Raw genomic sequence first — 21,395 nt, forward strand, 5'->3', positions numbered from 1 at the left:
GCGGATTTTTTTATGGCTGATGCGCTGAGAAAACGCTGCCCGACCTGTACTCGGGCATAAGTAGTCTCAACGCCGAGGCTTAGTGGGCGCGACGCGCCTTCACGGCATCTGCCAGCTGGCGAAGCACTTTCTCAGTGTCTTCCCAACCAATACAGGCATCGGTCACGCTCTTACCGTAAACCAGCGGCTCACCGCTTTCGAGGCTCTGATTACCTTCCACCAGATGGCTCTCGATCATCACGCCAATAATCGCCTTGTCTCCGCCCGCAATCTGCTGCGACACGTCATCCGACACCACCAGCTGCTTCTGGAACTGCTTGCTGCTGTTGGCATGGCTGAAGTCGATCATCACCTGCGGATCCAGACCGGCCTTCTCCAGACCGGTTTTAACGGCGCTGACATGGTGGGCGCTGTAGTTCGGCTCTTTGCCGCCGCGCAGGATGATATGGCAGTCGCCGTTGCCGCTGGTTTCAACAATGGCCGAGTGACCGTACTTGGTTACTGACAGGAAGCAATGCGGCGCGCTGGCGGCATTAATAGCATCGATAGCCACTTTAATCGTCCCGTCGGTGCCGTTCTTGAAGCCAACCGGGCAGGAAAGGCCCGAAGAGAGTTCACGGTGAACCTGCGATTCGGTGGTGCGCGCGCCAATTGCTCCCCAGCTCATCAGGTCAGCCATATATTGTGGCGTGATCATATCGAGGAACTCACCGGCGGCAGGCAGGCCGGAATCATTGATGTCCAGCAGCAGCTTGCGGGCAATGCGCAGGCCGTCATTGATCTGGTAGCTGTTGTCCATATGCGGATCGTTAATCAGCCCTTTCCAGCCAACGGTAGTCCGCGGTTTTTCAAAATACACGCGCATCACCACTTCCAAAGAGTCACTTAACTCTTCACGCAGCGTCAGTAAACGCGCAGCATATTCTTTTGCGGCCTGGGTGTCATGAATGGAGCAAGGTCCAATCACCACCAATAAACGATCGTCGGTCTTTTTAAGAATATTATGAATAGCCTGGCGGGAGTCAGAAACGGTTTTCGCCGCCATGTCCGTGGCAGGATACTTTTCAAGCAGGGCTACAGGGGGAAGAAGTTCTTTTATCTCTTTGATTCTTAAGTCATCATTCTGATAATTCATAATATTTCCAGTATTTTAAAGGCCGTTCTGCACATCAGGCGCATCACGTCCAATTTATCGCGTGCTTACAGTGCTGTAAATCCGCTTTGGTCAACTTCTTGCCATTTAAAGTTGCTGTTTCCGGTTCCTGAACTACACTTTTACTTGTTAATACTTAAAAAAAACGCATAAAGATCACTAACTTTAGAGGAGTTGATCTTGTGCTGATTGTATTCCGAACTCTTCGAATTATTTATTCAAACCGCATTTTAACGGGTTTGGTTCGGCAATATTCACACCTAAACGGAGCATAATGATGAATAAGTTTGCAATCGTATTCCTGACCGCAGCAATGACCCTGGGTAGCGGCGCGGCAATGGCTGAATCTGGCAACAACGGTACGTCTAACCAGGCAGCAGATGCCGGTGCAGCGGCCGGTGGTGCAGCCCAGAAAATCGCCCCTAATGGCGTGGATAACAGCAAAATCAACAATACCGGTGATGCCACCAGTGGTACGACCCATAAAACCATGAAGCATCACAAAAAAATGAGCGCTGAGCAGATCCACAAAAACAGCGAGTGTAAAGACGGTAAATGTCCGAACATCAACAAAAAAGTCGGACCTGACGCGAATACTAAAACGGATGGCACTACCCAGTAAGTCGCCTGATAACCGTTTTGACGCGTGATTAAAAGGAGAGCTCAGGCTCTCCTTTTTCATGTCTGTTTGCTTACCTGAACCTTTACGCTATTCTTGAAAGCCCTGATTTCCCCCGGATAAATTCATGGTTACGCTGCTGCTGATTGACGACCACCCGCTGGTGCATGTTGCGCTTGAAGCGGCGCTGGCGCGTGCGCCTTTTCCCTTTACCCTGCTGGCAGCCGAAGATGAAAACCGCGCCCATGCGCTGCTGGCGGCACAGCCGGTGGATATTGTGGTGCTGGATATCGGGCTGCCGGACAGTGATGGCCTGCAGTTGCTGAAATTTATCCGCCGCCACTTCCCTGCCCTGCCGGTGATCATCTATTCCGCGCAGGAGGAACGTCTCTATCAACGGCTGGCCGAAGCCGCCGGTGCAGCGGGCTATGTTGCGAAACGTCAGCCGATGCCACAGCTGCTCTCTGCCATTCTGGCGGTACTGGGCGGCCAGCAGGCGTTCCCTGTCAGCAGCGAGAGTGAAACCACCACGCATATACTGACCAGCAAAGAGCAGCAGATTTTAGCGCTGCTGGCGCGCGGTCTGTCTAATTTACAGATTGCTGAACAGCTCAATATCAGCAATAAAACCGTCAGCACCCATAAAAAGAACATCATGGATAAAACCGGAGCCACCTCGGTGGTTGAACTGGCCGGATTCTGGAAGGCTCAGCAGTGACGCGTCGCCTGTTGCTGGCTGTGATGCTGTTGCTGTGCCTGCCGGTTGCCGCCGCGTTGCGGCCGATCAGCAGCGTGTTGATGCCGCAGGAGATGATGCCGCTGGATCAGTCGTCGAAGTGGCAGGATAAGCCATTACGCGTGGGCATCCTGCGCGATAACAGCACGCCGTGGAATATGGTGGTTGGCCAGGATCTCTATGGCATCAATGCTGACTATCTGGTGGCGCTGACGCAAACCACCGGTCTGAAGTTTCAGGTTGCGGATTACCCGGACTGGCAGGCCTTGCAGCAGGCTCTGCTAGAAGGCAAGCTGGATATCGCTTTTGGCGTGCCTCAGCAAACGCTGGAAAAGGGAATGAGCGCCACCCAGCCCTGGTTTACCAGCCCCCTGCGCATTTACCGCAGCCGCGAAAATCTGCGGCCGGTGATGTTCAATTCCACCGATGCCCAAATCACCATCAGCAAATCGGCCATTGCGCTGATCGATCCGGCATTTGCCCGCCAGCATCACTGGCAGGTGGTGGATAACGATCTGCAGGCGCTGTATGCCTTGCTGAATAATAAAAGTGATTATGTGGTCGCCGATGAGACCAGCGCCGGTTTTTTGCTCAATCAGCTGCAACAGGGGCAAATTTATCAACTGGCCTCGCCGCTCGATCCGGGTGAACTGCGTCTGCAGGCCATTACCACCCAGCCGGCGTTAACCGAACGGCTGGACATGGCCATCCGCCAGCTCCCGATGGAGGTGATTAACGGCATTCAGGGCCGCTGGAGCAGCCAGTTACCGCGTTATCAGGACACCAATACTGCCCACTTAACCCCGATGGAGCGCAGCTGGATCACGCAACATCCGGTTGTGACCTATGCGGCGATCGGCGATGACTATCCCTGGAGTTACCGGGCGGCCAACGGTCAACCGAGTGGCTACAGCGTCGAGCTGCTGAATATTATCGGTCAGAACACCGGGCTGCGTTTTCAGCCCTGGTGGGTGAGCAATGCGCAACAGGCGCAGGCGCTGGTCGATCAGGGACGGGCGATGATTCAGTTGACGCTGCCCCTGACCGGCGACGATGCGATGCGCAGCAATACGCTGCCAATCTGGCGTGCGCTTTGGGGCGTCTACGTTGGGCAGATGTCGCGACCGGCGACCGGCTGGCAGCAGCTTCAGGGCCTGAAAGTCGGCATCCGTCGCGGGGATATCGCGCGCGGGCTGATACCCGCAGGCATCACTGTCGTGCCGTTTGAAGACAGCAAAACGCTGTATGACGCGCTGGCTAATGGACAGATCGATGCGCTGGTAGACAATGTCATTTCGGCCCGCTGGCTGATTCAGTCCCGCTATAGCGACGCGTTACGCCTGGCCTTTGCCGCCAGCGACACCGCCTGGCCCATCACATTGGGCGTCAGCCCGGCGTTCCCGCTGTTAAGAACCCTGCTCAACACCAGCCTGCAGCAAATCCCCGCCGATACGCAGCAACGGATGAGAGAGACCTGGAGCAACAACAGCTCGGTGCTTTCAGAAGGCGCTGAAAACAGCATGCGGCCGATCTCGTTATTTGTGCTGATCGCCGCGTTATTTGCCATTGTCTTTTTACTGGTGCTGTTGATTCGACGTTATCTGGAACAGCGCCGCGAACGGCTGCAGCGCCGCCAGCTGGAGCTGGAGCGCGAAGAGGCCGAGCGTGCCAATCAGATGAAAAGCCAGTTTCTGGCCACCGTCAGCCACGAGCTGCGCACGCCGATGCAGGCGATTCTGGGCCTGCTGGAAGTGGAAGTGTCCCGCACGCCTGCCAGCAAAAACCTCAACGTGATCCACAGCAGCGCCTCCACGCTACTGACCTTGCTGAACGACCTACAGGATCACGCCAAGCTGGAGAGCAACAGTTTTACCCTGGTGCCGCAGCCGCTCGATCCGGCCAAATGGCTCAGCCGGCTGGCAGATTTTTATCACCCGTTGATGCGAAATAACGGGCCGCTGTTCCGCGTCGAAACCCTCCCGCCGTTACCTGCGCTGATCATGATTGATGGGCAACGGCTGCAGCAGATTGCCAATAACCTGATCAGCAATGCGATCAAATTTACCCGCCAGGGTGAGATTCGCGTTACCCTGGCGACGGAAAACGATCGCCTGCGCTTACAGGTGATCGACAGCGGCAGCGGCATTCCTGCCGAGGAGCAGATAAGGCTGTTTGAGCCCTGGTATCAGACACCATCGGGCCGTCAGCTTTCCGTGCAGGGCAGCGGTCTTGGCCTGTCGATTTGCAAAGAGATTGTCGCCAGGATGGGCGGAGAGATCCTGCTGGCATCCACGCCGCATCAAGGGACCACGCTGACGGTGTTTCTGCCTTTGCAGATCGTCACCAGCGATGCTGCCATGAATGAACCGGCACCCGTGCGCTCGCCGGGTGGAACGCCAAACGTGCAGCGCGTTGCGGTGGTCGACGATCATCCCACCAATCTGCTGGTGATGCAGCAGCAGCTGGCCTGGTTTGGCATTGAAGCCGACTGCTATCCTGATGGCCGGGCTTTTCTCGCCGCGGGCGGCGTGTATGACCTGCTGTTTATTGACTACAGCATGCCGCATCCGGATGGCGTGACGCTGGCGAAAATCATCCGTCGTGGTGAGCGTCACACCGCCCGACGCTGCCGCATTGTGATGTGTTCGGCCGATGCCGATATCCTGGCCAGCCCACAGGTGGCGGCGCTGACCGATAAGGTGTTGCTGAAACCTGTAACCCTGAACGAAATTGAGCCGCTGCTGACCGCGGGCACCGAGGTCGTTTTTGCCGATCTGCACCAGCGACTGTGGGATCTGGCCGGTCATGACCACGCCTTTTTCAGCAAATTGCAGAAAACGCTGCAGCAGACCCTACGAGAAGACAGCACCAGGCTGGTCACCGCGCTGAAGGAACAAGATTGGGAAAAGGCCGAAAAAGCCGCCCATCGTCTGAAGGGAAGCTGGCAAATGCTAGGCTATGCCGAGGGTGAAAATCGCTGCCAGCACATTATCGGGCAGTGCCGGGCACAGCAACAGCCTGCTACCGAACTGAATTTATTGATATCATTAACAGAAAGTTTACTCACTGAACTGGAATCTTATGGCGCACACCCATTCTGAAGGCACGGGAAACCGTACCCGCCTGCTGGCAGCCTTTCTCGTTACCGCCGTCTTTATGGTGGCTGAAGTGGCCGGCGGCATACTCTCTGGCTCGCTGGCGCTGTTGGCGGACGCCGGGCATATGCTTACCGATGCGGCCGCTCTGCTGATGGCCCTGCTTGCGGTACAGTTTGCCCAACGCAAACCCAATGCTCGCCACACCTTTGGCCTGCTTCGTCTGACCACCCTCGCGGCTTTCGTCAACGCCATCGCGCTGGTGGTGATCACCGTGTTGATCGTCTGGGAAGCGATCGTTCGTTTCCGTCATCCGGAACCCGTGGCGGGCGGTTTTATGCTGACCGTTGCCGTGGCGGGACTGCTGGCGAATCTGCTCTCTTTCTGGCTGTTGCATCGTGGCAGTGAGGAAAAGAACCTCAACGTGCGCGCTGCGGCGCTGCATGTGTTGGGGGATTTGCTGGGTTCCGTCGGCGCCATCGCCGCAGCATTAATCATCATTTATACCGGCTGGACGCCGATTGACCCGATCCTGTCGATTCTGGTTTCGGTGCTGGTGTTACGCAGTGCCTGGGCGCTGATGAAAGAGAGTATTCATGAGTTGCTGGAAGGCGCGCCTCCTTCACTGGATGTCGACAAATTGAAGCGGGCGCTGACGCAAGGCATCCCGGAGATCCGCAATGTGCATCATATTCATTTGTGGCAGGTAGGTGAGAAGCCGGTGATGACGCTGCACGTTCACGTCATCCCGCCTTACGACCACGATGCATTACTGCACCGCATCCACGACTGGCTGCATGACCATTATCAGATTGAACATGCGACGGTGCAGATGGAATATCAGAGTTGTGATGATGGCGACTGTGAACTGAGTTGGGGAAATGGTGGGCATGAGCATGCCCACCATCATCACTAAGACGAAAGCGCGCGTGAACCCTGTTCGCGGGCGCTTTTAATCCACAGCCAGCAACCGTTCAGGGCAATCAGCGTGAGGATGGCATATTCCAGCGACATGGCGTAAACGCCCTGGCGCGCGAAGATCATCACGCTAATCACGTTAATAATCACCCACAGCAGCCAGTTCTCGACGTATTTCCGCGTCATCAGGATCATCGCCACAATCGACAACACCATCAGGCAGGAGTCCCAGAACGGGAACGCATCGGGCTGCAATTCCGGCATGGCGACCGACAGGCCCACGCCCTGCATTACCGTCACCGCAATTTTCGTCAGCCAGGCAAAGACCGGATTGATGTACAGCGTCATCAGGCCAATCGCTACCACGCACACCAGCAGCCAGCCAATGGCTTTCGGCAAGGTCATCCAGCGGATTTGCAGCGCCTGCTGGTTATCCGTGGTTTGCCTGCTCCACGCATACCAGCCGTAGATGTTGGCGACAAAGAAGAACAGCTGCAACAGCAGGCTGGCGTAGAGTTGGATCTGGAAGAAAATAACCGCAAACAGCGTGACGTTAATCAGGCCAAAGGCGTAGTTACTGATTTTCTCAAGACTGGCAAGCCAGATACAAAGCAGGCCCGCCACGGTACCAATGGCTTCAATCCACGAAAGATCGTAACCACCGGTCCCAAGGGGGATGTGAACCAGAATATTATGCGTGCTAAAAAAATCCATATTGGCACCTGTGTCCTCAGCAGAAAAGCAACGATTAGCCTTTTAAACTTGCTGCAAAGGTTAGCATACGGTTCAACGAGATCAACGCGCCTTCACGTAGCGCCGCATCGACATGAATTTCATGCTGGCTGCCGCCATGTTCCAGGCCATCGGCAATCGCCTTCAGGCCATTCATCGCCATCCACGGACAGTTTGCACAGGTGCGGCAGGTTGCGCCCTCGCCCGCTGTTGGCGCTTCCAGCAGTTCTTTGTCCGGGCAAGCCTGCTGCATTTTATAAAAGATGCCGCGATCGGTCGCCACAATCATCTGTGGGTTAGGCAGGGTTTTGGCTGCCTGGATCAGCTGGCTGGTCGAGCCGACCGCATCCGCCAGATCCACAATCGCCTGCGGAGATTCCGGGTGAACCAGCACCGCCGCGTCCGGATAAAGTGCCTTCATGCGTTGCAACGCCTGAGTTTTGAACTCGTCATGGACAATACATGCGCCCTGCCAGCACAGGATATCGGCCCCGGTTTGGCGGGTAACGTACTGGCCAAGGTGACGATCCGGTGCCCAGATGATTTTCTCACCCAGGCTATCAAGATGTTCAATCAGTTCTACGGCAATGCTTGAGGTGACCACCCAGTCAGCGCGAGCCTTGACTGCTGCGGAGGTGTTGGCATACACCACCACGGTGCGGTCGGGATGCTGGTCGCAGAAGCGGTTGAATTCGTCGATCGGGCAGCCGAGATCGAGGGAACATTCCGCCTGAAGGGTTGGCATCAGGATGGTTTTTTCCGGGCTGAGGATCTTGGCCGTCTCGCCCATAAACCGTACGCCCGCCACCAGCAAGGTGCTGGCGGAGTGCTGGCTGCCAAAGCGGGCCATTTCCAGCGAATCGGCGACGCAACCGCCGGTCTCTTCTGCCAGCGCCTGAATTTCCGGATCGGTATAGTAATGGGCAACCATCACGGCGTTGCGTTCTTTAAGTAACCGTTTGATTTTCTCCCGGTAAATCTGCTTTTCATCCTGGGTAAGGCGGGCAGGTTTCGGCGGGAAGGGATATACAGCGGTTTCAGGATCGAACATCAGGCTCATATCGCGGCTCTCGTTTCTTTAACTTAACCAAATTAGCGGAAATTGGCCTTTCCGCGCCGACCTGCGGTTGGTTTGTTTTATATGCTAAACACGATAGCCGAAATAGTCGCCGCTGTCGCTCAGTTTTTCGCTGAGATCTCAGGATGTGAGCCCGATCACTTCAGGATGAATTCTGCCTCGTCCTGCTTCACCGTTTCAATCTTCAGCAGGAAGGCTTTGACCTCCAGACCGCCGGCAAATCCGGTCAGTTTGCCATTCGATCCAATCACGCGATGACAGGGAGCAATAATCGAGATTGGATTTTTACCGTTGGCCGCGCCGACCGCTCTGACCGCCTTCGGGTTGCCAATCTCGCGGGCGATATCGGCATAGCTGCGCGTTTCCCCAAACGGAATGGCCACCAGCGCCTGCCAGACTTTTTTCTGAAATTCGGTACCGACAAAATCCAGCGTCATGGTGAAGGTGGTACGCGTCCCGGCAAAATACTCATTCAGCTGACGCTCGGTTTCCACCAGCACCGGATGCGTCGGATTTTCTTGCATATCCGGTAAGCGCACGCGATTTGGGTTGTCATCCTGCCAGAGGATCGCCGTCAGGCCGAGATCGCTGGCAATCAGCGTCAGGGCGCCCACGGGTGAAGGCATTACTTTGCAAAAATAGCTCATCAGTCTTCTTCCTGTATCACGATGTTTTGCTGAGATTACGTCTATTATCCGTGAGAAGAAACGCTACGCTAGCCGTTTTCGGACATCAGGTTGAAATACGTTAGCTGTCCGAAAACGGCTAGCGAGGGCAACAAATTGCCCTTAACCTGGCATAAAAGCCAGCGAGTCGGGAATGATGATGATTGATAAACAGGTTGCTTACCGGGCACTGACCTCCCGGGATGTGCGTTTTGATGGGGTGTTTTATGTCGGCGTGACGTCTACCGGCATTTATTGCCGGCCTGTCTGTCCGGTTAAGCCGCCGCATGAGGTGAATTGTCTGTTTTTTGACAGTGCTGAAGCGGCAGAAAAGGCCGCCTTTCGCCCTTGCCTGCGCTGTCGTCCGGAACTGGCGCCGGGGAATGCGCCGGTAGACAGCAGTCACCGGATTGCCGATTTGCTGATCCAGCGGATTGAAGAAGGATTGGTTGAGGATATCGACAGTCTGGAAGAGATTGCGGCGCAGTTTTCGCTCAGTTCACGTCAGTTGCGGCGCATTGTGCAAAAAGAGTTGGGCGTTTCGCCGCTCGAGCTCAGGCAGACCCGTCGTTTGCTGCTGGCAAAGCAGCTATTGACCGAAACCACGCTGCCAGTCACTGAGGTGGCATATGCCAGTGGATTTGCCAGTTTGCGTCGCTTCAACGAGGTGTTCAGCCGTCAGTATCGAATGCCGCCGAGCCGGTTACGCAAAGAAGCCAGCGAAACGGGGCATTTTATCAGCAGTGAGACCTCGACGCTGTTGTTGAGCTATCGTCCGCCATTCAACTGGACCGCCCTGTTAGCCTTTCTGCGGCTTCGTGCCATTAAAGGCGTGGAGAGTGTGGATAATCAAAGTTATGCGCGTACCGTGCGTCTGGGCGAGCATACCGGATGGGTTCGTGTCACACAGTCTGACAAGAAGCACGGATTACAGGTCGAGTTTACCCATTCGCTGACGCCGGTGTTACCTGCGCTGTTGCGTCGGTTGAAGAATCTTTTTGATCTCGATGCCCATCCCGATCTGATTGCCGCCCATCTTGAGCAGGATCCGCTGTTGCGGGACAGTCTGACGAAAGATGCGGGATTGCGGGTACCTGGCGCATTTGATGGTTTTGAAATGGTGGTCAGGGCCATTCTCGGTCAGCAGATCACCGTGAAAGCTGCCACCACGATTGGTGGTCGTTTTGCAGAGGCCTTTGGCGAGGCGATCAAGACGCCCTTCCCTGAGCTCACTCAGCTGTCACCACAGGCCGCGAGGATAGCAGTGGCGACGTTGGATGAGGTGGCGAGCCTTGGCATCGTCAGCGCGCGTTCACGGACGCTGATAGCCATTGCACAAGCCTACGATCGGGGTGAGCTGAGGTTGGATGCAGGCACCGATCCGGATCGCGCAATCGCATCATTGGTGGCTCAGCCGGGCATAGGAGAGTGGACCGCGCATTATATTGCGATGCGGGCGCTGCGTTGGCCTGACGCATTCCCTGCCGGAGATGTGGTGGTCAGAAAGAATCTGGGTAGCGTAACGGCGAAGGAAGCCGAGCGATTATCTCAAGCCTGGCGCCCGTGGCGAAGTTATGCCGTGATGCATATCTGGAAGAATCTTGCGCCGGGGAAGGGTTGAGGGCTAAAGGGATTCAGGTCAAAACCGGGTTCGGGGGTATGGCGTCAGCATAGAATTGGTGTCGATGGGTAGGTTGATGGATACACAGGTCAAAGGCTGAGTGAAGTGCGATCGCGTTGATGAGGCTCGGTGGAAGCTCGTTTGAAAGGCAAGCATCGAATAGGGCTTTGACCTGTGTGTCCACAATTAACCATTCGATACTGAAGCTTAGGGGAAGGGAGAGAAGGTTGATAAGCAAAGCATCGGCGACAGGGATGTCGCCGCTGAGCCCCCAGGGATGGGTTCACGGCGACTTTGCGTTCAACCTTCTCTCCCTGACCGGGATACCGGGCCACGCAGGCAACCAGCCCTTCAACCAACATTTTATAAATCGCAGAAAGCATAAAGGCGCCTTTAGGGCGCCTTCTTAACATTGGTGAGTCATGCAGGATGCAGGTTCAAATCCTACACGAATCGCAGATAGCAAAAAGGCGCCTTTAGGGCGCCTTCTTAACACTGGTGGGTCGTGCAGGATGCAGGTTCAAATCCTACACGAATCGCAGATAGCAAAAAGGCGCCTTTAGGGCGCCTTCTTAACACTGGTGGGTCGTGCAGGATGACTCGGCTACGCCTCGCCCTGCGGGTCGTTGCTGTCGCAACGCTGTCTCACTTCGTTCGACTCGACCTGCTGCAGGTTCAAATCCTACACGAATCGCAGATAGCAAAAAGGCGCCTTTAGGGCGCCTTCTTAACACTGGTGGGTCGTGCAGGATTCGAACCTGCGACCAATTGATTAAAAGTCAACTGCTCTACCAACTGAGCTAACGACCCGCTTTCGCGGTAACACTTCACTTCGATGCCTGCTTAAACACTTGCGCTATTAAGGCTTAATGGTGGGTCGTGCAGGATTCGAACCTGCGACCAATTGATTAAAAGTCAACTGCTCTACCAACTGAGCTAACGACCCGCATCGAGCGGTTACTGCTTGGTACTGCATACTGCTTTAAAGTGGTGGGTCGTGCAGGATAACTCGGCTACGCCTCGGCCTCTCGGCCCGTTGCTTATTGCAACGTTGTTTCGCTTCGCTCAACTCGAACCTGCTGCAGGTTCAAATCCTTCACGCTTAACACTGGGTACTACTTTGAAAGTGGTGGGTCGTGCAGGATTCGAACCTGCGACCAATTGATTAAAAGTCAACTGCTCTACCAACTGAGCTAACGACCCACTTTTGCGCTGCCAGAACGTTTTCACATATGTCCCTTCAACGGCGGCATATATTACTGATTTACCGATTCAGCGCAACCACTATTTTCAGATAACTTGTTCAACTGACTACCTTTCGTCCGCAAAGACCAGAAATACGGCAATATCCGGTCAAAGCTGGTCACTTAGAGCGCAGCTGCCCGTTTTGCGGCATTTTTCGCTGCATCACTGTTTGGATAAAGTTTGGACACTTGCTGGTAAACGGCTTTGGCTTTCGCCGTGTCGCCCTTCTCCTGCATGATCACCCCAACCTTATACAACGCATCAGGACTCTTTGGTGATTTCGGGTAGTTTTTGACCACAGTAGCGAAATAATACGCCGCGTCGTCTTTCTTGCCTTTGTTGTAATTCAACTGTCCCAACCAGTAATTGGCATTGGGCTGATAAGTGGAATCCGGATATTTCTTCACAAAAGCCTGAAATGCACTGATTGCCTGTTCGTTCTGTTTCTTTTCAAGAACCAGCGCGACCGCAGCATTGTAATCAGTGTTGGCATCCCCGCTTTGCACAGGTGCCGCAGAGGCCCCTGACGCTGCGCTGTTGCCGTTTGCGGCATTATCGGCTGCAGCACCACCGGCAGCAGCGGCGGCATCACCAGAAGCACCCTGAGCCTGTGCGTTGGCATTGCCACCGCCATTGCTTAGCGTATCAATCTGCTGGTACATGCTTTTCTGACGCTCAGTCATCTGATTCATTTGGTACTGATTTTCTTGAATCTGACCACGGAGTGAATCGACATCGCGCTGTGAGTCGGAGAGCTGTTGCTGAAGTTGCTGAAGAAGTTGCGCCTGAGCATTGGAGATACGCTCAAGAGTTGTGACACGGTCTTCGACCGAGCCTGAGCCAACGTTACTGATTGACGCCTGGGCATTAGCGGCCCAGGGGGCCGCTACGCCAACCAGTAACGACAGACCCAACACGTGAAGTCTGAAGTTACTAATCATGTGATTCTCTTAGTATACCAGTACGGCACGACGGTTTTTAGCATACGCTGATTCGTCATGACCCAGTACAGCTGGCTTCTCTTTACCGTAAGAAACGATAGAGATCTGGTCAGCAGAAACACCTTTACCCTGCAGGTACATTTTAACAGCAGTAGCACGACGTTCGCCCAGGGCGATGTTGTACTCTGGTGTACCGCGCTCATCCGCATGACCTTCAACAGTCACTTTGTAAGATGGGTTGCTACGCAGGAAGTTAGCGTGAGCATCCAGCATCTGTGCGAACTCAGACTGGATGTCATACTTGTCCAGGCCGAAGTAAACGATGTTGTTTTTCTGCAGTTCCTGCATCTGCAGGCGAGCCTGCTCATCAGATGACATGTTGCCGCTGTTCATGCCGCTATTAGCGTTAGCGCCATCGCCCATACCATTGGTCTGGTCGTTGTTATTGTTTTTGTGTGAGCTACAAGCAGCCACTGCGATTACTGGCAGTGCCAGCATTAAGCCTTTCAGCACTTTGTTCAGTTGCATTTCTACAATCCTATTATTGTTAGCCATACATATTTACATATGCATCACAGATACGGCGACCAGGCAGGGAATTTTACCTGTCCATCAGTTGCCGGAAGACGCGCTTTGAAACGCCCATCAGTCGAAACCAACTGCAATACGGATCCCATACCCTGAGTAGAGCTGTAGATTACCATGGTGCCATTTGGTGCGAGGCTTGGCGTTTCATCCAGGAACGTGTCCGTTAATTGTTGAACGGCTCCCGTTTCCAGATCTTGTCTGGCGACGTGTTGAGCACCGCCGTTGGTGCTAATCATCACCAGTGATTTACCATCAGAGCTCACGTCCGCATCCTGATTCTGTCCGCCTTCCCAGGTCAGACGCTGTGCGGTACCGCCACTTGCACTGATTTTATAAATTTGTGGACGACCTGCCTGATCCGAAGTGTAAGCCAGGCTCTGGCTGTCCGGGAACCAGGTGGGTTCAGTACTGTTATAACGACCGTCTGTCAGCTGATTGATCTGGCCTGACGCCAGGTCCATCACGTACAGATTCAGGCTACCGGTCTTGGACAGCGCAAAGGCTAACTTCGTCCCGTCTGGGGAGAAGGCCGGTGCACCGTTGTGACGCGGGAAGGAAGCAACCTGTTTGATCGCGCCGTTCGCCAGAGTCTGCACAACCAGGGCTGATTTACCGCTTTCGAAAGTCACGTAAGCCAGCTTGCTGCCGTCTTTAGACCAGGCCGGAGACATCAGCGGCTGTGGTGAACGGTGCACGGTGTTCTGGTTGTAACCGTCGTAGTCAGAGACGCGCAGTTCATACGGGAACTGACCGCCGTTGGTCTGCACGACATACGCAATACGGGTGCGGAAAGCCCCTTTAATGCCGGTCAGCTTCTCAAAGGCTTCATCACTGGCAGTATGCGCCGCATAACGTAACCACTGTTTGGTCACCTTATACTGGTTCTGAGCCAGAATGGCACCCGGATTGCCCGAGGTATCCACCAGCTGGTAAGAAACCAGGTAGCTGCCGTCGGCGCCAGGCTGAACCTGACCGACAACCACGGCATCGATACCCAGCGCGGTCCAGGCAGCAGGCTGAACTTCAGCTGCTGTGGTTGGCTGCTGAGGCAGACGTGAACGATCTAACGGGTTGAATTTACCACTGTTGCGTAAATCAGCGGCAACGATGCCACCGATATCTTCAGGTGCGGCACCCGGGCCGGCCCATTTGAATGGGACCACGCCAATTGGACGCGCGGTGTTCACACCCTGGGTAATTTCAATGCGAACTTCTGCATGCGCTACAGCGACAAACAGCAGTAAAAAACTCATTGCTACACGAAATGCCTGCTTCATCTTTTCTCCCTTACCTGAACGCAACGTCCACGATAATTAGCAGTGTTCAAACGAACCAATAATGCATCTATAGAGTACGGCAAGTTGACCATAGTTCAACTTGCCGGATGTTACCGAATTCTTATGGCTTGAATTCTAACGTTGCATCTTTAACTGCCTGATAAACTTCCGCACTCGGCGGTTTAGGCATTCTTGCCATGCGGGCAGCATTAATTGCCGCCTGACACAGTGCAGCATCGCCTCCAGCCGCAGTGGCGGAAACTAAGGTGCCATCGGACATGATCTTGATGTGAATATCACACGTCCTGCCTTTGAACGTGTCCGAATCATAGAACTTACTCTGGATAGCCGCCTGAACCTGGCCTATATAACTATCAATTGCAGCCCCTGAAGCGCCCGCTTTTTTCTGATTACCCAGCCCTGCGGCAGCGCCACCGGATTTACCCTGCTTCGGCGCGTTCTTGCCAGAGCTGAGTCCTCCCAGTAAATCGTCCACATCGCTGGTGTCTTTTGCGGCATCAGCGGCGGCTTTTTTCTTGGCGTCGGCAGCGGCTTTGGCTTTCGCCGCGGCGTCTGCTTTCGCTTTTGCAGAAGCCTCTGCTTTGGCTTTCGCCTCTTCAGCGGCTTTCTCTTTCGCTTCTGCGGCTTCTTTCGCGGCAGCAGCTTTCGCTTCTTTAGCCTCTTCCGCCGCTTTGGCTTTCGCGTCTGCGGTGGCTTTCGCCTTCGCATCGGCGGCCGCTTTTACCTTGGCGGCTTCAGCGGCAGCTTCTTTGGCTTCAGCGTCAGCCTGCTTTTTGGCTTCGGCTGCCACTTTTTTGGCTTCGGCTTCGGCTTTTTTCTGTGCATCGGCAGCTGCCTGTTTGGCCTCTGCTTCCGCTTTTTTCTGTGCTTCAGCGGCCGATTTAGCCTGAGCATCAGCCTGCGCTTTGGCATCGGACTTCGCTTTAGCGGCGGCCATTTCAGCCTGCTTTTGCTCTTCCTGTGCCTGCTTCGCCGCGTCCTGAGCCTGCTTCTGCTCGGCAGCCTGCGCAGCCGCTTGCTGCTTCGCATCCTGCTGGGCTTGCAGACGCTCTTTTTCCAGCTCTTTCAAACGCTGTTGCTCAGCGGCCTGCTTCTGTTGCAGCTCTTCAGCCTGCTGTTGCGCCTGCTTCTTACGCTGATTGTCAGCCCGCTTACTGTCGCTTTGCTGATTCTGCTGCCGATTATACTGATCAACGATCGCACCAGGATCGACCATGACGGCATCGATATCACCACCGCCACCGCCGCTGCTCGCGTCGATGTGTTCGTCAAAAGAGCTCCAGATCAGTACCGCAATGACAAGCACATGCAGGATGACTGAAAAGATAATCGCTCGTTTTAACTTATCGTTTTGCTCGGTTGCCTTCGACACTCTCGATTCCCAAAAACGGTTCGAATGAATTAAATCGGCTGCGTCATTAATCCGACAGACTTAACGCCTGCCTGATGCAGCAAGTTGAGCGCCTTAATGATCTCGTCGTAAGGCACATCTTTTGCCCCACCGATCAGGAATACCGTCTTCGGATTCGCCTCAATACGGCGCTGAGCTTCGGCTACTACCTGCTCAGGTGGCAGCTGCTCCATCCGATCGTGATCAACCACCAGGCTGTACTGCCCCACGCCCGCCACTTCGACGATCACTGGCGGATTATCGTCACTGGAAACAGTTTTTGAATCTGTCGCATCCGGCAGATCCACTTCCACGCTCTGGGTAATGATCGGTGCGGTTGCCATGAAAATCAGCAGCAGCACCAGCAAAACGTCCAGCAGTGGAACAATGTTGATCTCGGACTTCATCTCACGGCGACCGCCGCGACCACGAGTTCTGGCCATGCTAACCTCAGCTCTTACTTGGTGTTCTCGCTGGAGAACGCCTGACGATGCAGAATAGCCGTGAACTCTTCCATAAAGTTATCGTAATTCTGTTCCAGCTTATTCACGCGCTGATTAAGGCGGTTGTAAGCCATAACGGCTGGGATCGCCGCAAACAGACCGATAGCCGTGGCGATCAGCGCTTCTGCAATACCCGGCGCAACCATCTGCAAGGTGGCCTGCTTCACCGCGCCCAGCGCGATAAAGGCATGCATGATGCCCCAGACGGTACCGAACAGACCGATATAAGGACTGATGGAGCCCACGGTTCCCAGGAAGGGAATGTGGTTTTCCAGCGCTTCCATTTCACGGTTCAGCGAGATGCGCATCGCACGCGTTGCGCCTTCAACCACCGCTTCTGGCGCATGGTTATTGGCACGGTGCAGTCGGGCAAACTCTTTGAAGCCCGAATAGAAAATTTGTTCAGAGCCCCCGAGCTCGTCACGACGGGCCTGGCTTTCCTGATACAGGCGAGACAGTTCGATCCCCGACCAAAACTTGTCTTCGAATGCATCAGCATCACGCCCGGCGGCATTCAGGATGCGCGTGCGTTGAATAATGATTGCCCATGAGGCGATAGAAAAACCAATCAAAATCAACATGATAAGTTTGACCAGAAGGCTCGCCTTCAGGAACAAATCAAGAATGTTCATGTCAGTCACTGCTTGAACTCCGCGACAATAGACTTGGGAAGCGCAATGGGCTTCATTAGATGTGGATTGATGCAGGCGATCAGCACTTCCGCTTCGTTCAGCGTCCGTCCTTCTGCATTCACAATACGTTGTGCGAAAGTCATGGTCGTTCTGGTCATGCTTACCACTTCACACTGCACCTCGAGAAGATCGTCAAGGCGGGCAGCTGCAAGGTAATCGACCGTAATCCGACGCACGACAAACGCGACCTGCTGTTCCAGCAAAGCCTGTTGGTTGAAATGGTGCTGGCGCAACATCTCAGTTCGTGCCCGTTCATAAAACGCGACATAGCTGGCATGGTAAACCACACCACCGGCATCGGTGTCTTCGTAGTAGACACGAACCGGCCATCGAAACAGCGTTGTACTCACTCTACATCCCGGTAATGCTTTAAACGCTGCTACTATACGCAAGAGCATACGCCTTTGGAATGGGTTGCCAGAGGGGAAAGAAAATAATTATTGTTTGGAAACAAGCCGGAGGAAATACGGACAAATCCTGGACGTTTCTTGACGTAATCTGAGGAAAAAGGCGGTTTAGGCGGTCAGGGAAGGCAGGCGAAGTGAGACTTCGCCTGAGTAAGCTTAGGAAAAGAAGAAGGCCAGGCCAAAAATAAGGACGATCCAGGCAGGAAGAGGCGAGAAAAATGCCTGCCAGCCCAGTCGACGAGGCCGGAAACCAACCCCATGGATCACCCCGGTGCACACCGCCCACATCATTAATAATCCCTGCCAGATTTCCAGTGAGCTGCTGTTCGCCGCGAACCGTTTCGGATCCCAGAACATACAGCCTGCCAGCAGCAAGGCCATCAGCAATGAAAGAGCCCGTAACGGGCTCTTATCCATCCACTGATAGAGGCGTGTTATCCCCTGCCCCATCAGCGTTTCTCTTTCACTTCACTGTCTTCGATATGCTCAATTGCCAGCGCTGTAATAATGCCGAACGCGCAGGCCAGCAAGGTGCCGAGGATCCAGGCAAAATACCACATTGTTCAGCTCCTCAATTAATAGAGAGAATGGGTGTTGTTTTCAATCTGCTCTTTGGTCAGACGACCGAACATTTTGTAGTAACACCAGGTTGTGTAGGCCAGGATAATTGGCACGAAGATAATGGCGGCAACGGTCATGATTTTCAGCGTCAACAGGCTGGAGGTGCTGTCCCACATAGTCAGGCTCATATTCGGCATCGTGCTGGACGGCATGATGAACGGGAACATGGCAACACCCGCAGTGAGGATCACACAGGCCAGCGTTAAGGAAGAGAAGACAAACGCCCAGGCCCCTTTCTCCAGTCGCGAACACAGAATGGTCAACAGCGGCAGCACAACGCCCAGCGCGGGAATGATCCACAGCAACGGTGTCTTATTGAAGTTGACCATCCAGGCACCCGCTTCACGCACCACTTCTTTGCCCAATGGGTTTGAAGCCGCGTTGTGATCCAGCACGCTGGTCACGGCATAGCCGTCGATACCATGCATCACCCAGACGCCGGCCAGTACGAAGCACACCACCATCACCAATGCCGAGATCTGTGCAGCAAGGCGCGAACGCACATGCAGCTCGCCGACAGTACGCATCTGCAAATAGGTCGCACCCTGCGTGAGGATCATGGTCAGGCTGACAATCCCGGCCAGCAGCGCAAACGGATTCAACAGCTGGAAGAAGTTGCCGGTATAGAACAGGCGCAGATACTCATCCATATGGAAAGGCACGCCCTGCAGCAGATTGCCGAAGGCCACGCCAATCACTAACGGTGGCACAAAGCTGCCGATAAAGATCGCCCAGTCCCACATGCCACGCCAGCGGTTGTCTTCCAGTTTTGAACGGTAGTCAAAGCCGATCGGCCGGAAGAACAGCGAAGCGAGCACCAGAATCATCGCCACATAAAAGCCGGAGAACGCAGCGGCATACACCGTTGGCCAGGCGGCAAACAGCGCGCCACCGGCGGTGATCAGCCAGACCTGGTTACCGTCCCAGTGTGGCGCGATGCTGTTGATCATAATGCGACGTTCAGTATCGGTGCGCCCAAGAATGCGGGTCAGCATGCCCACGCCCATATCGAATCCGTCGGCAACGGCGAAGCCAATCAGCAACACGCCAATCAGTACCCACCAGACGAAACGCAACAGTTCATAAGTGATCATTGCAGGACTCCTGTCTGAGCATCACGCACAGCAATACTGGACTGTTCGAAGTGATAGCGTCCGGTCTTCAGGCTGCTTGGCCCCAGGCGCGCAAACTTGAACATCAGATACATTTCAGCCACCAGGAACAGCGTATACAGACCGCAGATCAGGATCATCGAGAACAGCAGGTCGCCCACGGTCAGCGAGGAGTTGGCGACCGCGGTTGGCAGCACTTCACCGATGGCCCACGGCTGACGACCGTATTCAGCGACAAACCAGCCCGATTCGATGGCAATCCACGGCAGCGGAATGCCGTACAACGCGCATTTCAACAGGAAGGTACTCTTACCAATGCGGTTACGGATTACGGTCCAGAAGGATCCACCGATAATCAGCAGCATCAGCACGCCCGCGCCGACCATGATACGGAAGGAGAAGTACAGCGGAGCCACGCGTGGAATTGAGTCTTTGGTTGCCTGTTGGATTTGCGCTTCGCTGGCATCTGCCACGTTTGGCGTGTAGCGCTTCAGCAGCAGCCCGTAACCCAGATCTTTCTTCACATCGTTGAATTCGGTGCGCACAGCAGGATCTTTATTCCCGGAACGCAGTTGCTCCAGCAGGCTGTAGGCCTTCATCCCGTTGCGGATACGCACTTCATGTTGACCCATTAACTCTTTCAGGCCGGTGACTTGCTTGTCCACCGAGCGGGTAGCAATCAGCCCCAGCGCCCACGGAATTTGAATGGCGTATTTATTTTCCTGCGCTTCCTGATCGGGAATACCAAACAGCGTGAACGCGGCTGGCGCCGGCTGCGTTTCCCATTCGGCTTCAATCGCGGCAAGTTTGGTTTTCTGCACGTCACCGATTTCATAACCGGATTCATCACCCAGCACGATCACCGAGAGAATGGCGGCCATACCGAAACTGGCGGCAATGGCAAAGGAGCGTTTCGCAAAGGCGATATCGCGTCCGCGCAGCAGATAGTAGGCACTGATACCGAGGATGAACATCGCGCCACAGGTATAGCCGGCAGCTACGGTATGCACGAACTTCACCTGCGCGACAGGGTTTAAGATCAGCTCGGAGAAGCTGACCATTTCCATACGCATGGTTTCGAAGTTGAATTCGGAGGCGACCGGATTCTGCATCCAGCCATTCGCCACCAGGATCCACAGTGCGGAGAGGTTTGAACCCAACGCCACCAGCCAGGTCACGGCCATATGCTGAACTTTGCCCAGGCGATCCCAGCCAAAGAAGAACAGCCCGACGAAGGTGGATTCGAGGAAGAATGCCATCAGGCCTTCAATGGCCAACGGTGCGCCAAAGATATCCCCGACATAGTGAGAGTAATAAGACCAGTTGGTTCCGAACTGGAACTCCATGGTCAGCCCGGTTGCCACGCCCAGCGCAAAGTTAATGCCAAATAACTTGCCCCAGAACTTGGTCATATCTTTATAGATTTGCTTGCCTGAAAGCACATAGACCGTTTCCATGATCGCCAACAAAAACGCCATACCGAGCGTTAATGGGACGAACAGGAAATGGTACATGGCTGTCAGAGCAAACTGTAAGCGCGATAGTTCGACAATATCAAACATCTTGACTCCTTGCTCCACACACGTGGGTGATGACGCGGTAAGCACGGCTGAGTATCCGTGATACCGGTCAGTACCAGTATTTTAATCCAATTAAACACACAGTTTTCCGCATCATCATGGCGATAAGCCTTGCGGTTTTACCTTGCTGAAAGTAAAGAATTTGTGATGCCAGATTTATTTTATTTAACCAGATACAGGTTTTTCTAATATTGCCTGAGACGCCCGTATTGATGCAGAGCAATTTAATCGAAAAACCTTTTTCTTAGCCAGCTTTAAGAATTGATATAGATCGCACTTATTTGATCTTAATTAAAGTTTAGTGACCTGTTGGTGTGGTAGAGGGGTGAAGTTGTTAATTTATTGTTTTAAATGAACTCTAATTTGAAATAATTAAGTAATAGTTTCCGGTAAAATTTAAC

General features: G+C 54.2%; 20 protein-coding genes, 3 tRNA genes and 2 other RNA genes. 5 read left to right on the plus strand and 20 right to left on the minus strand.

What is annotated here, in order from left to right; genetic code table 11:
* Nucleotides 1-79: 79 nt before the first annotated feature.
* A complete protein-coding gene (aroG, locus tag ACXKZG_RS15755; RefSeq protein ID WP_013201346.1) occupies nucleotides 80-1,135 on the minus strand; it encodes a 3-deoxy-7-phosphoheptulonate synthase AroG in 1,056 nt (351 codons plus the stop codon).
* A 292-nt stretch (nucleotides 1,136-1,427) separates the two neighbouring features.
* On the opposite strand from aroG, the gene ACXKZG_RS15760 reads away from it, so the two are divergent.
* The 4 genes from ACXKZG_RS15760 to zitB all read left to right on the plus strand — a co-directional run bounded on the left by ACXKZG_RS15760 (nucleotide 1,428) and on the right by zitB (nucleotide 6,519).
* On the plus strand, nucleotides 1,428-1,775 hold the full coding sequence (locus ACXKZG_RS15760; protein ID WP_013201345.1) for a YbgS-like family protein: 348 nt from the start codon (nucleotides 1,428-1,430) through the stop codon (nucleotides 1,773-1,775).
* Between the two features lie 124 nt (nucleotides 1,776-1,899).
* Entirely contained in the window at nucleotides 1,900-2,490 is a 591-nt protein-coding gene (locus ACXKZG_RS15765) for a response regulator (protein ID WP_488875131.1), read from the plus strand.
* A 23-nt stretch (nucleotides 2,491-2,513) separates the two neighbouring features.
* The gene (locus ACXKZG_RS15770) at nucleotides 2,514-5,609 is read left to right on the plus strand and encodes a hybrid sensor histidine kinase/response regulator (RefSeq protein WP_488876277.1); all 3,096 of its coding nucleotides are present in this window, start codon (nucleotides 2,514-2,516) and stop codon (nucleotides 5,607-5,609) included.
* Nucleotides 5,590-6,519, plus strand: coding sequence for a CDF family zinc transporter ZitB (gene zitB, locus ACXKZG_RS15775; RefSeq protein ID WP_134823726.1), 930 nt, complete (start codon nucleotides 5,590-5,592; stop codon nucleotides 6,517-6,519). The genes ACXKZG_RS15770 and zitB overlap by 20 nt, the downstream gene beginning before the upstream one ends.
* On the opposite strand, the gene pnuC is transcribed toward zitB, so the two are convergent.
* The 3 genes from pnuC to ACXKZG_RS15790 form a co-directional block, all read right to left on the minus strand.
* Nucleotides 6,516-7,235: a nicotinamide riboside transporter PnuC gene (gene pnuC, locus ACXKZG_RS15780; RefSeq protein ID WP_013201341.1), complete on the minus strand. Its 720-nt coding sequence runs from the start codon at nucleotides 7,233-7,235 to the stop codon at nucleotides 6,516-6,518. The two genes, zitB and pnuC, sit on opposite strands and share 4 nt — an antisense overlap.
* A 34-nt stretch (nucleotides 7,236-7,269) precedes the next feature.
* Complete coding sequence (gene nadA, locus ACXKZG_RS15785) at nucleotides 7,270-8,313, minus strand: quinolinate synthase NadA (protein WP_134823725.1); 1,044 nt, start codon at nucleotides 8,311-8,313, stop codon at nucleotides 7,270-7,272.
* A gap of 155 nt (nucleotides 8,314-8,468) precedes the next feature.
* Nucleotides 8,469-8,978 carry a methylated-DNA--[protein]-cysteine S-methyltransferase gene (locus ACXKZG_RS15790; protein WP_488875132.1) on the minus strand — a complete coding sequence of 170 codons (510 nt, stop codon included), beginning with the start codon at nucleotides 8,976-8,978 and terminating at the stop codon, nucleotides 8,469-8,471.
* Nucleotides 8,979-9,156: 178 nt separating this feature from the next.
* On the opposite strand from ACXKZG_RS15790, the gene ACXKZG_RS15795 reads away from it, so the two are divergent.
* A complete protein-coding gene (locus tag ACXKZG_RS15795; protein WP_488876278.1) occupies nucleotides 9,157-10,617 on the plus strand; it encodes an AlkA N-terminal domain-containing protein in 1,461 nt (486 codons plus the stop codon).
* A 579-nt stretch (nucleotides 10,618-11,196) separates the two neighbouring features.
* Here the strand turns inward: ACXKZG_RS15795 and ACXKZG_RS15800 are convergent.
* The 16 genes from ACXKZG_RS15800 to cydA all read right to left on the minus strand — a co-directional run bounded on the left by ACXKZG_RS15800 (nucleotide 11,197) and on the right by cydA (nucleotide 20,976).
* A non-coding RNA gene (locus ACXKZG_RS15800) (RtT sRNA) lies at nucleotides 11,197-11,319 on the minus strand.
* A gap of 32 nt (nucleotides 11,320-11,351) precedes the next feature.
* Nucleotides 11,352-11,427 (minus strand) — tRNA-Lys (locus ACXKZG_RS15805).
* A 60-nt stretch (nucleotides 11,428-11,487) separates the two neighbouring features.
* Nucleotides 11,488-11,563 (minus strand) — tRNA-Lys (locus ACXKZG_RS15810).
* Nucleotides 11,564-11,605: 42 nt separating this feature from the next.
* A non-coding RNA gene (locus ACXKZG_RS15815) (RtT sRNA) lies at nucleotides 11,606-11,731 on the minus strand.
* A gap of 13 nt (nucleotides 11,732-11,744) precedes the next feature.
* Nucleotides 11,745-11,820, minus strand: a tRNA-Lys gene (locus ACXKZG_RS15820).
* Between the two features lie 164 nt (nucleotides 11,821-11,984).
* Nucleotides 11,985-12,803 carry a cell division protein CpoB gene (gene cpoB / locus ACXKZG_RS15825; protein ID WP_013201337.1) on the minus strand — a complete coding sequence of 273 codons (819 nt, stop codon included), beginning with the start codon at nucleotides 12,801-12,803 and terminating at the stop codon, nucleotides 11,985-11,987.
* Between the two features lie 9 nt (nucleotides 12,804-12,812).
* Complete coding sequence (gene pal, locus ACXKZG_RS15830) at nucleotides 12,813-13,331, minus strand: peptidoglycan-associated lipoprotein Pal (protein ID WP_013201336.1); 519 nt, start codon at nucleotides 13,329-13,331, stop codon at nucleotides 12,813-12,815.
* A gap of 44 nt (nucleotides 13,332-13,375) precedes the next feature.
* Nucleotides 13,376-14,668, minus strand: coding sequence for a Tol-Pal system beta propeller repeat protein TolB (gene tolB / locus ACXKZG_RS15835; protein ID WP_013201335.1), 1,293 nt, complete (start codon nucleotides 14,666-14,668; stop codon nucleotides 13,376-13,378).
* Nucleotides 14,669-14,789: 121 nt separating this feature from the next.
* Nucleotides 14,790-16,061, minus strand: a complete 1,272-nt coding sequence (tolA, locus tag ACXKZG_RS15840) for a cell envelope integrity protein TolA (RefSeq protein ID WP_488875133.1) — start codon at nucleotides 16,059-16,061, stop codon at nucleotides 14,790-14,792.
* 29 nt (nucleotides 16,062-16,090) lie between these two features.
* The gene (gene tolR / locus ACXKZG_RS15845) at nucleotides 16,091-16,522 is read right to left on the minus strand and encodes a colicin uptake protein TolR (protein ID WP_013201333.1); all 432 of its coding nucleotides are present in this window, start codon (nucleotides 16,520-16,522) and stop codon (nucleotides 16,091-16,093) included.
* A 14-nt stretch (nucleotides 16,523-16,536) separates the two neighbouring features.
* Nucleotides 16,537-17,214, minus strand: a complete 678-nt coding sequence (gene tolQ, locus ACXKZG_RS15850; RefSeq protein ID WP_013201332.1) for a Tol-Pal system protein TolQ — start codon at nucleotides 17,212-17,214, stop codon at nucleotides 16,537-16,539.
* A gap of 5 nt (nucleotides 17,215-17,219) precedes the next feature.
* Complete coding sequence (gene ybgC, locus ACXKZG_RS15855; protein ID WP_013201331.1) at nucleotides 17,220-17,624, minus strand: tol-pal system-associated acyl-CoA thioesterase; 405 nt, start codon at nucleotides 17,622-17,624, stop codon at nucleotides 17,220-17,222.
* 213 nt (nucleotides 17,625-17,837) lie between these two features.
* A complete protein-coding gene (gene ybgE / locus ACXKZG_RS15860; protein WP_488875134.1) occupies nucleotides 17,838-18,131 on the minus strand; it encodes a cyd operon protein YbgE in 294 nt (97 codons plus the stop codon).
* Nucleotides 18,131-18,241 carry a cytochrome bd-I oxidase subunit CydX gene (gene cydX, locus ACXKZG_RS15865; protein WP_065762065.1) on the minus strand — a complete coding sequence of 37 codons (111 nt, stop codon included), beginning with the start codon at nucleotides 18,239-18,241 and terminating at the stop codon, nucleotides 18,131-18,133. Before cydX ends, ybgE begins: the two co-directional genes overlap by 1 nt.
* 15 nt (nucleotides 18,242-18,256) lie before the next feature.
* Nucleotides 18,257-19,396, minus strand: coding sequence for a cytochrome d ubiquinol oxidase subunit II (cydB, locus tag ACXKZG_RS15870; RefSeq protein ID WP_151037955.1), 1,140 nt, complete (start codon nucleotides 19,394-19,396; stop codon nucleotides 18,257-18,259).
* Nucleotides 19,393-20,976: a cytochrome ubiquinol oxidase subunit I gene (cydA, locus tag ACXKZG_RS15875; protein WP_488875135.1), complete on the minus strand. Its 1,584-nt coding sequence runs from the start codon at nucleotides 20,974-20,976 to the stop codon at nucleotides 19,393-19,395. The genes cydB and cydA overlap by 4 nt, the downstream gene beginning before the upstream one ends.
* Nucleotides 20,977-21,395 lie beyond the last annotated feature (419 nt).

It is taken from the genome of Erwinia sp. 2186, from assembly GCF_057812255.1.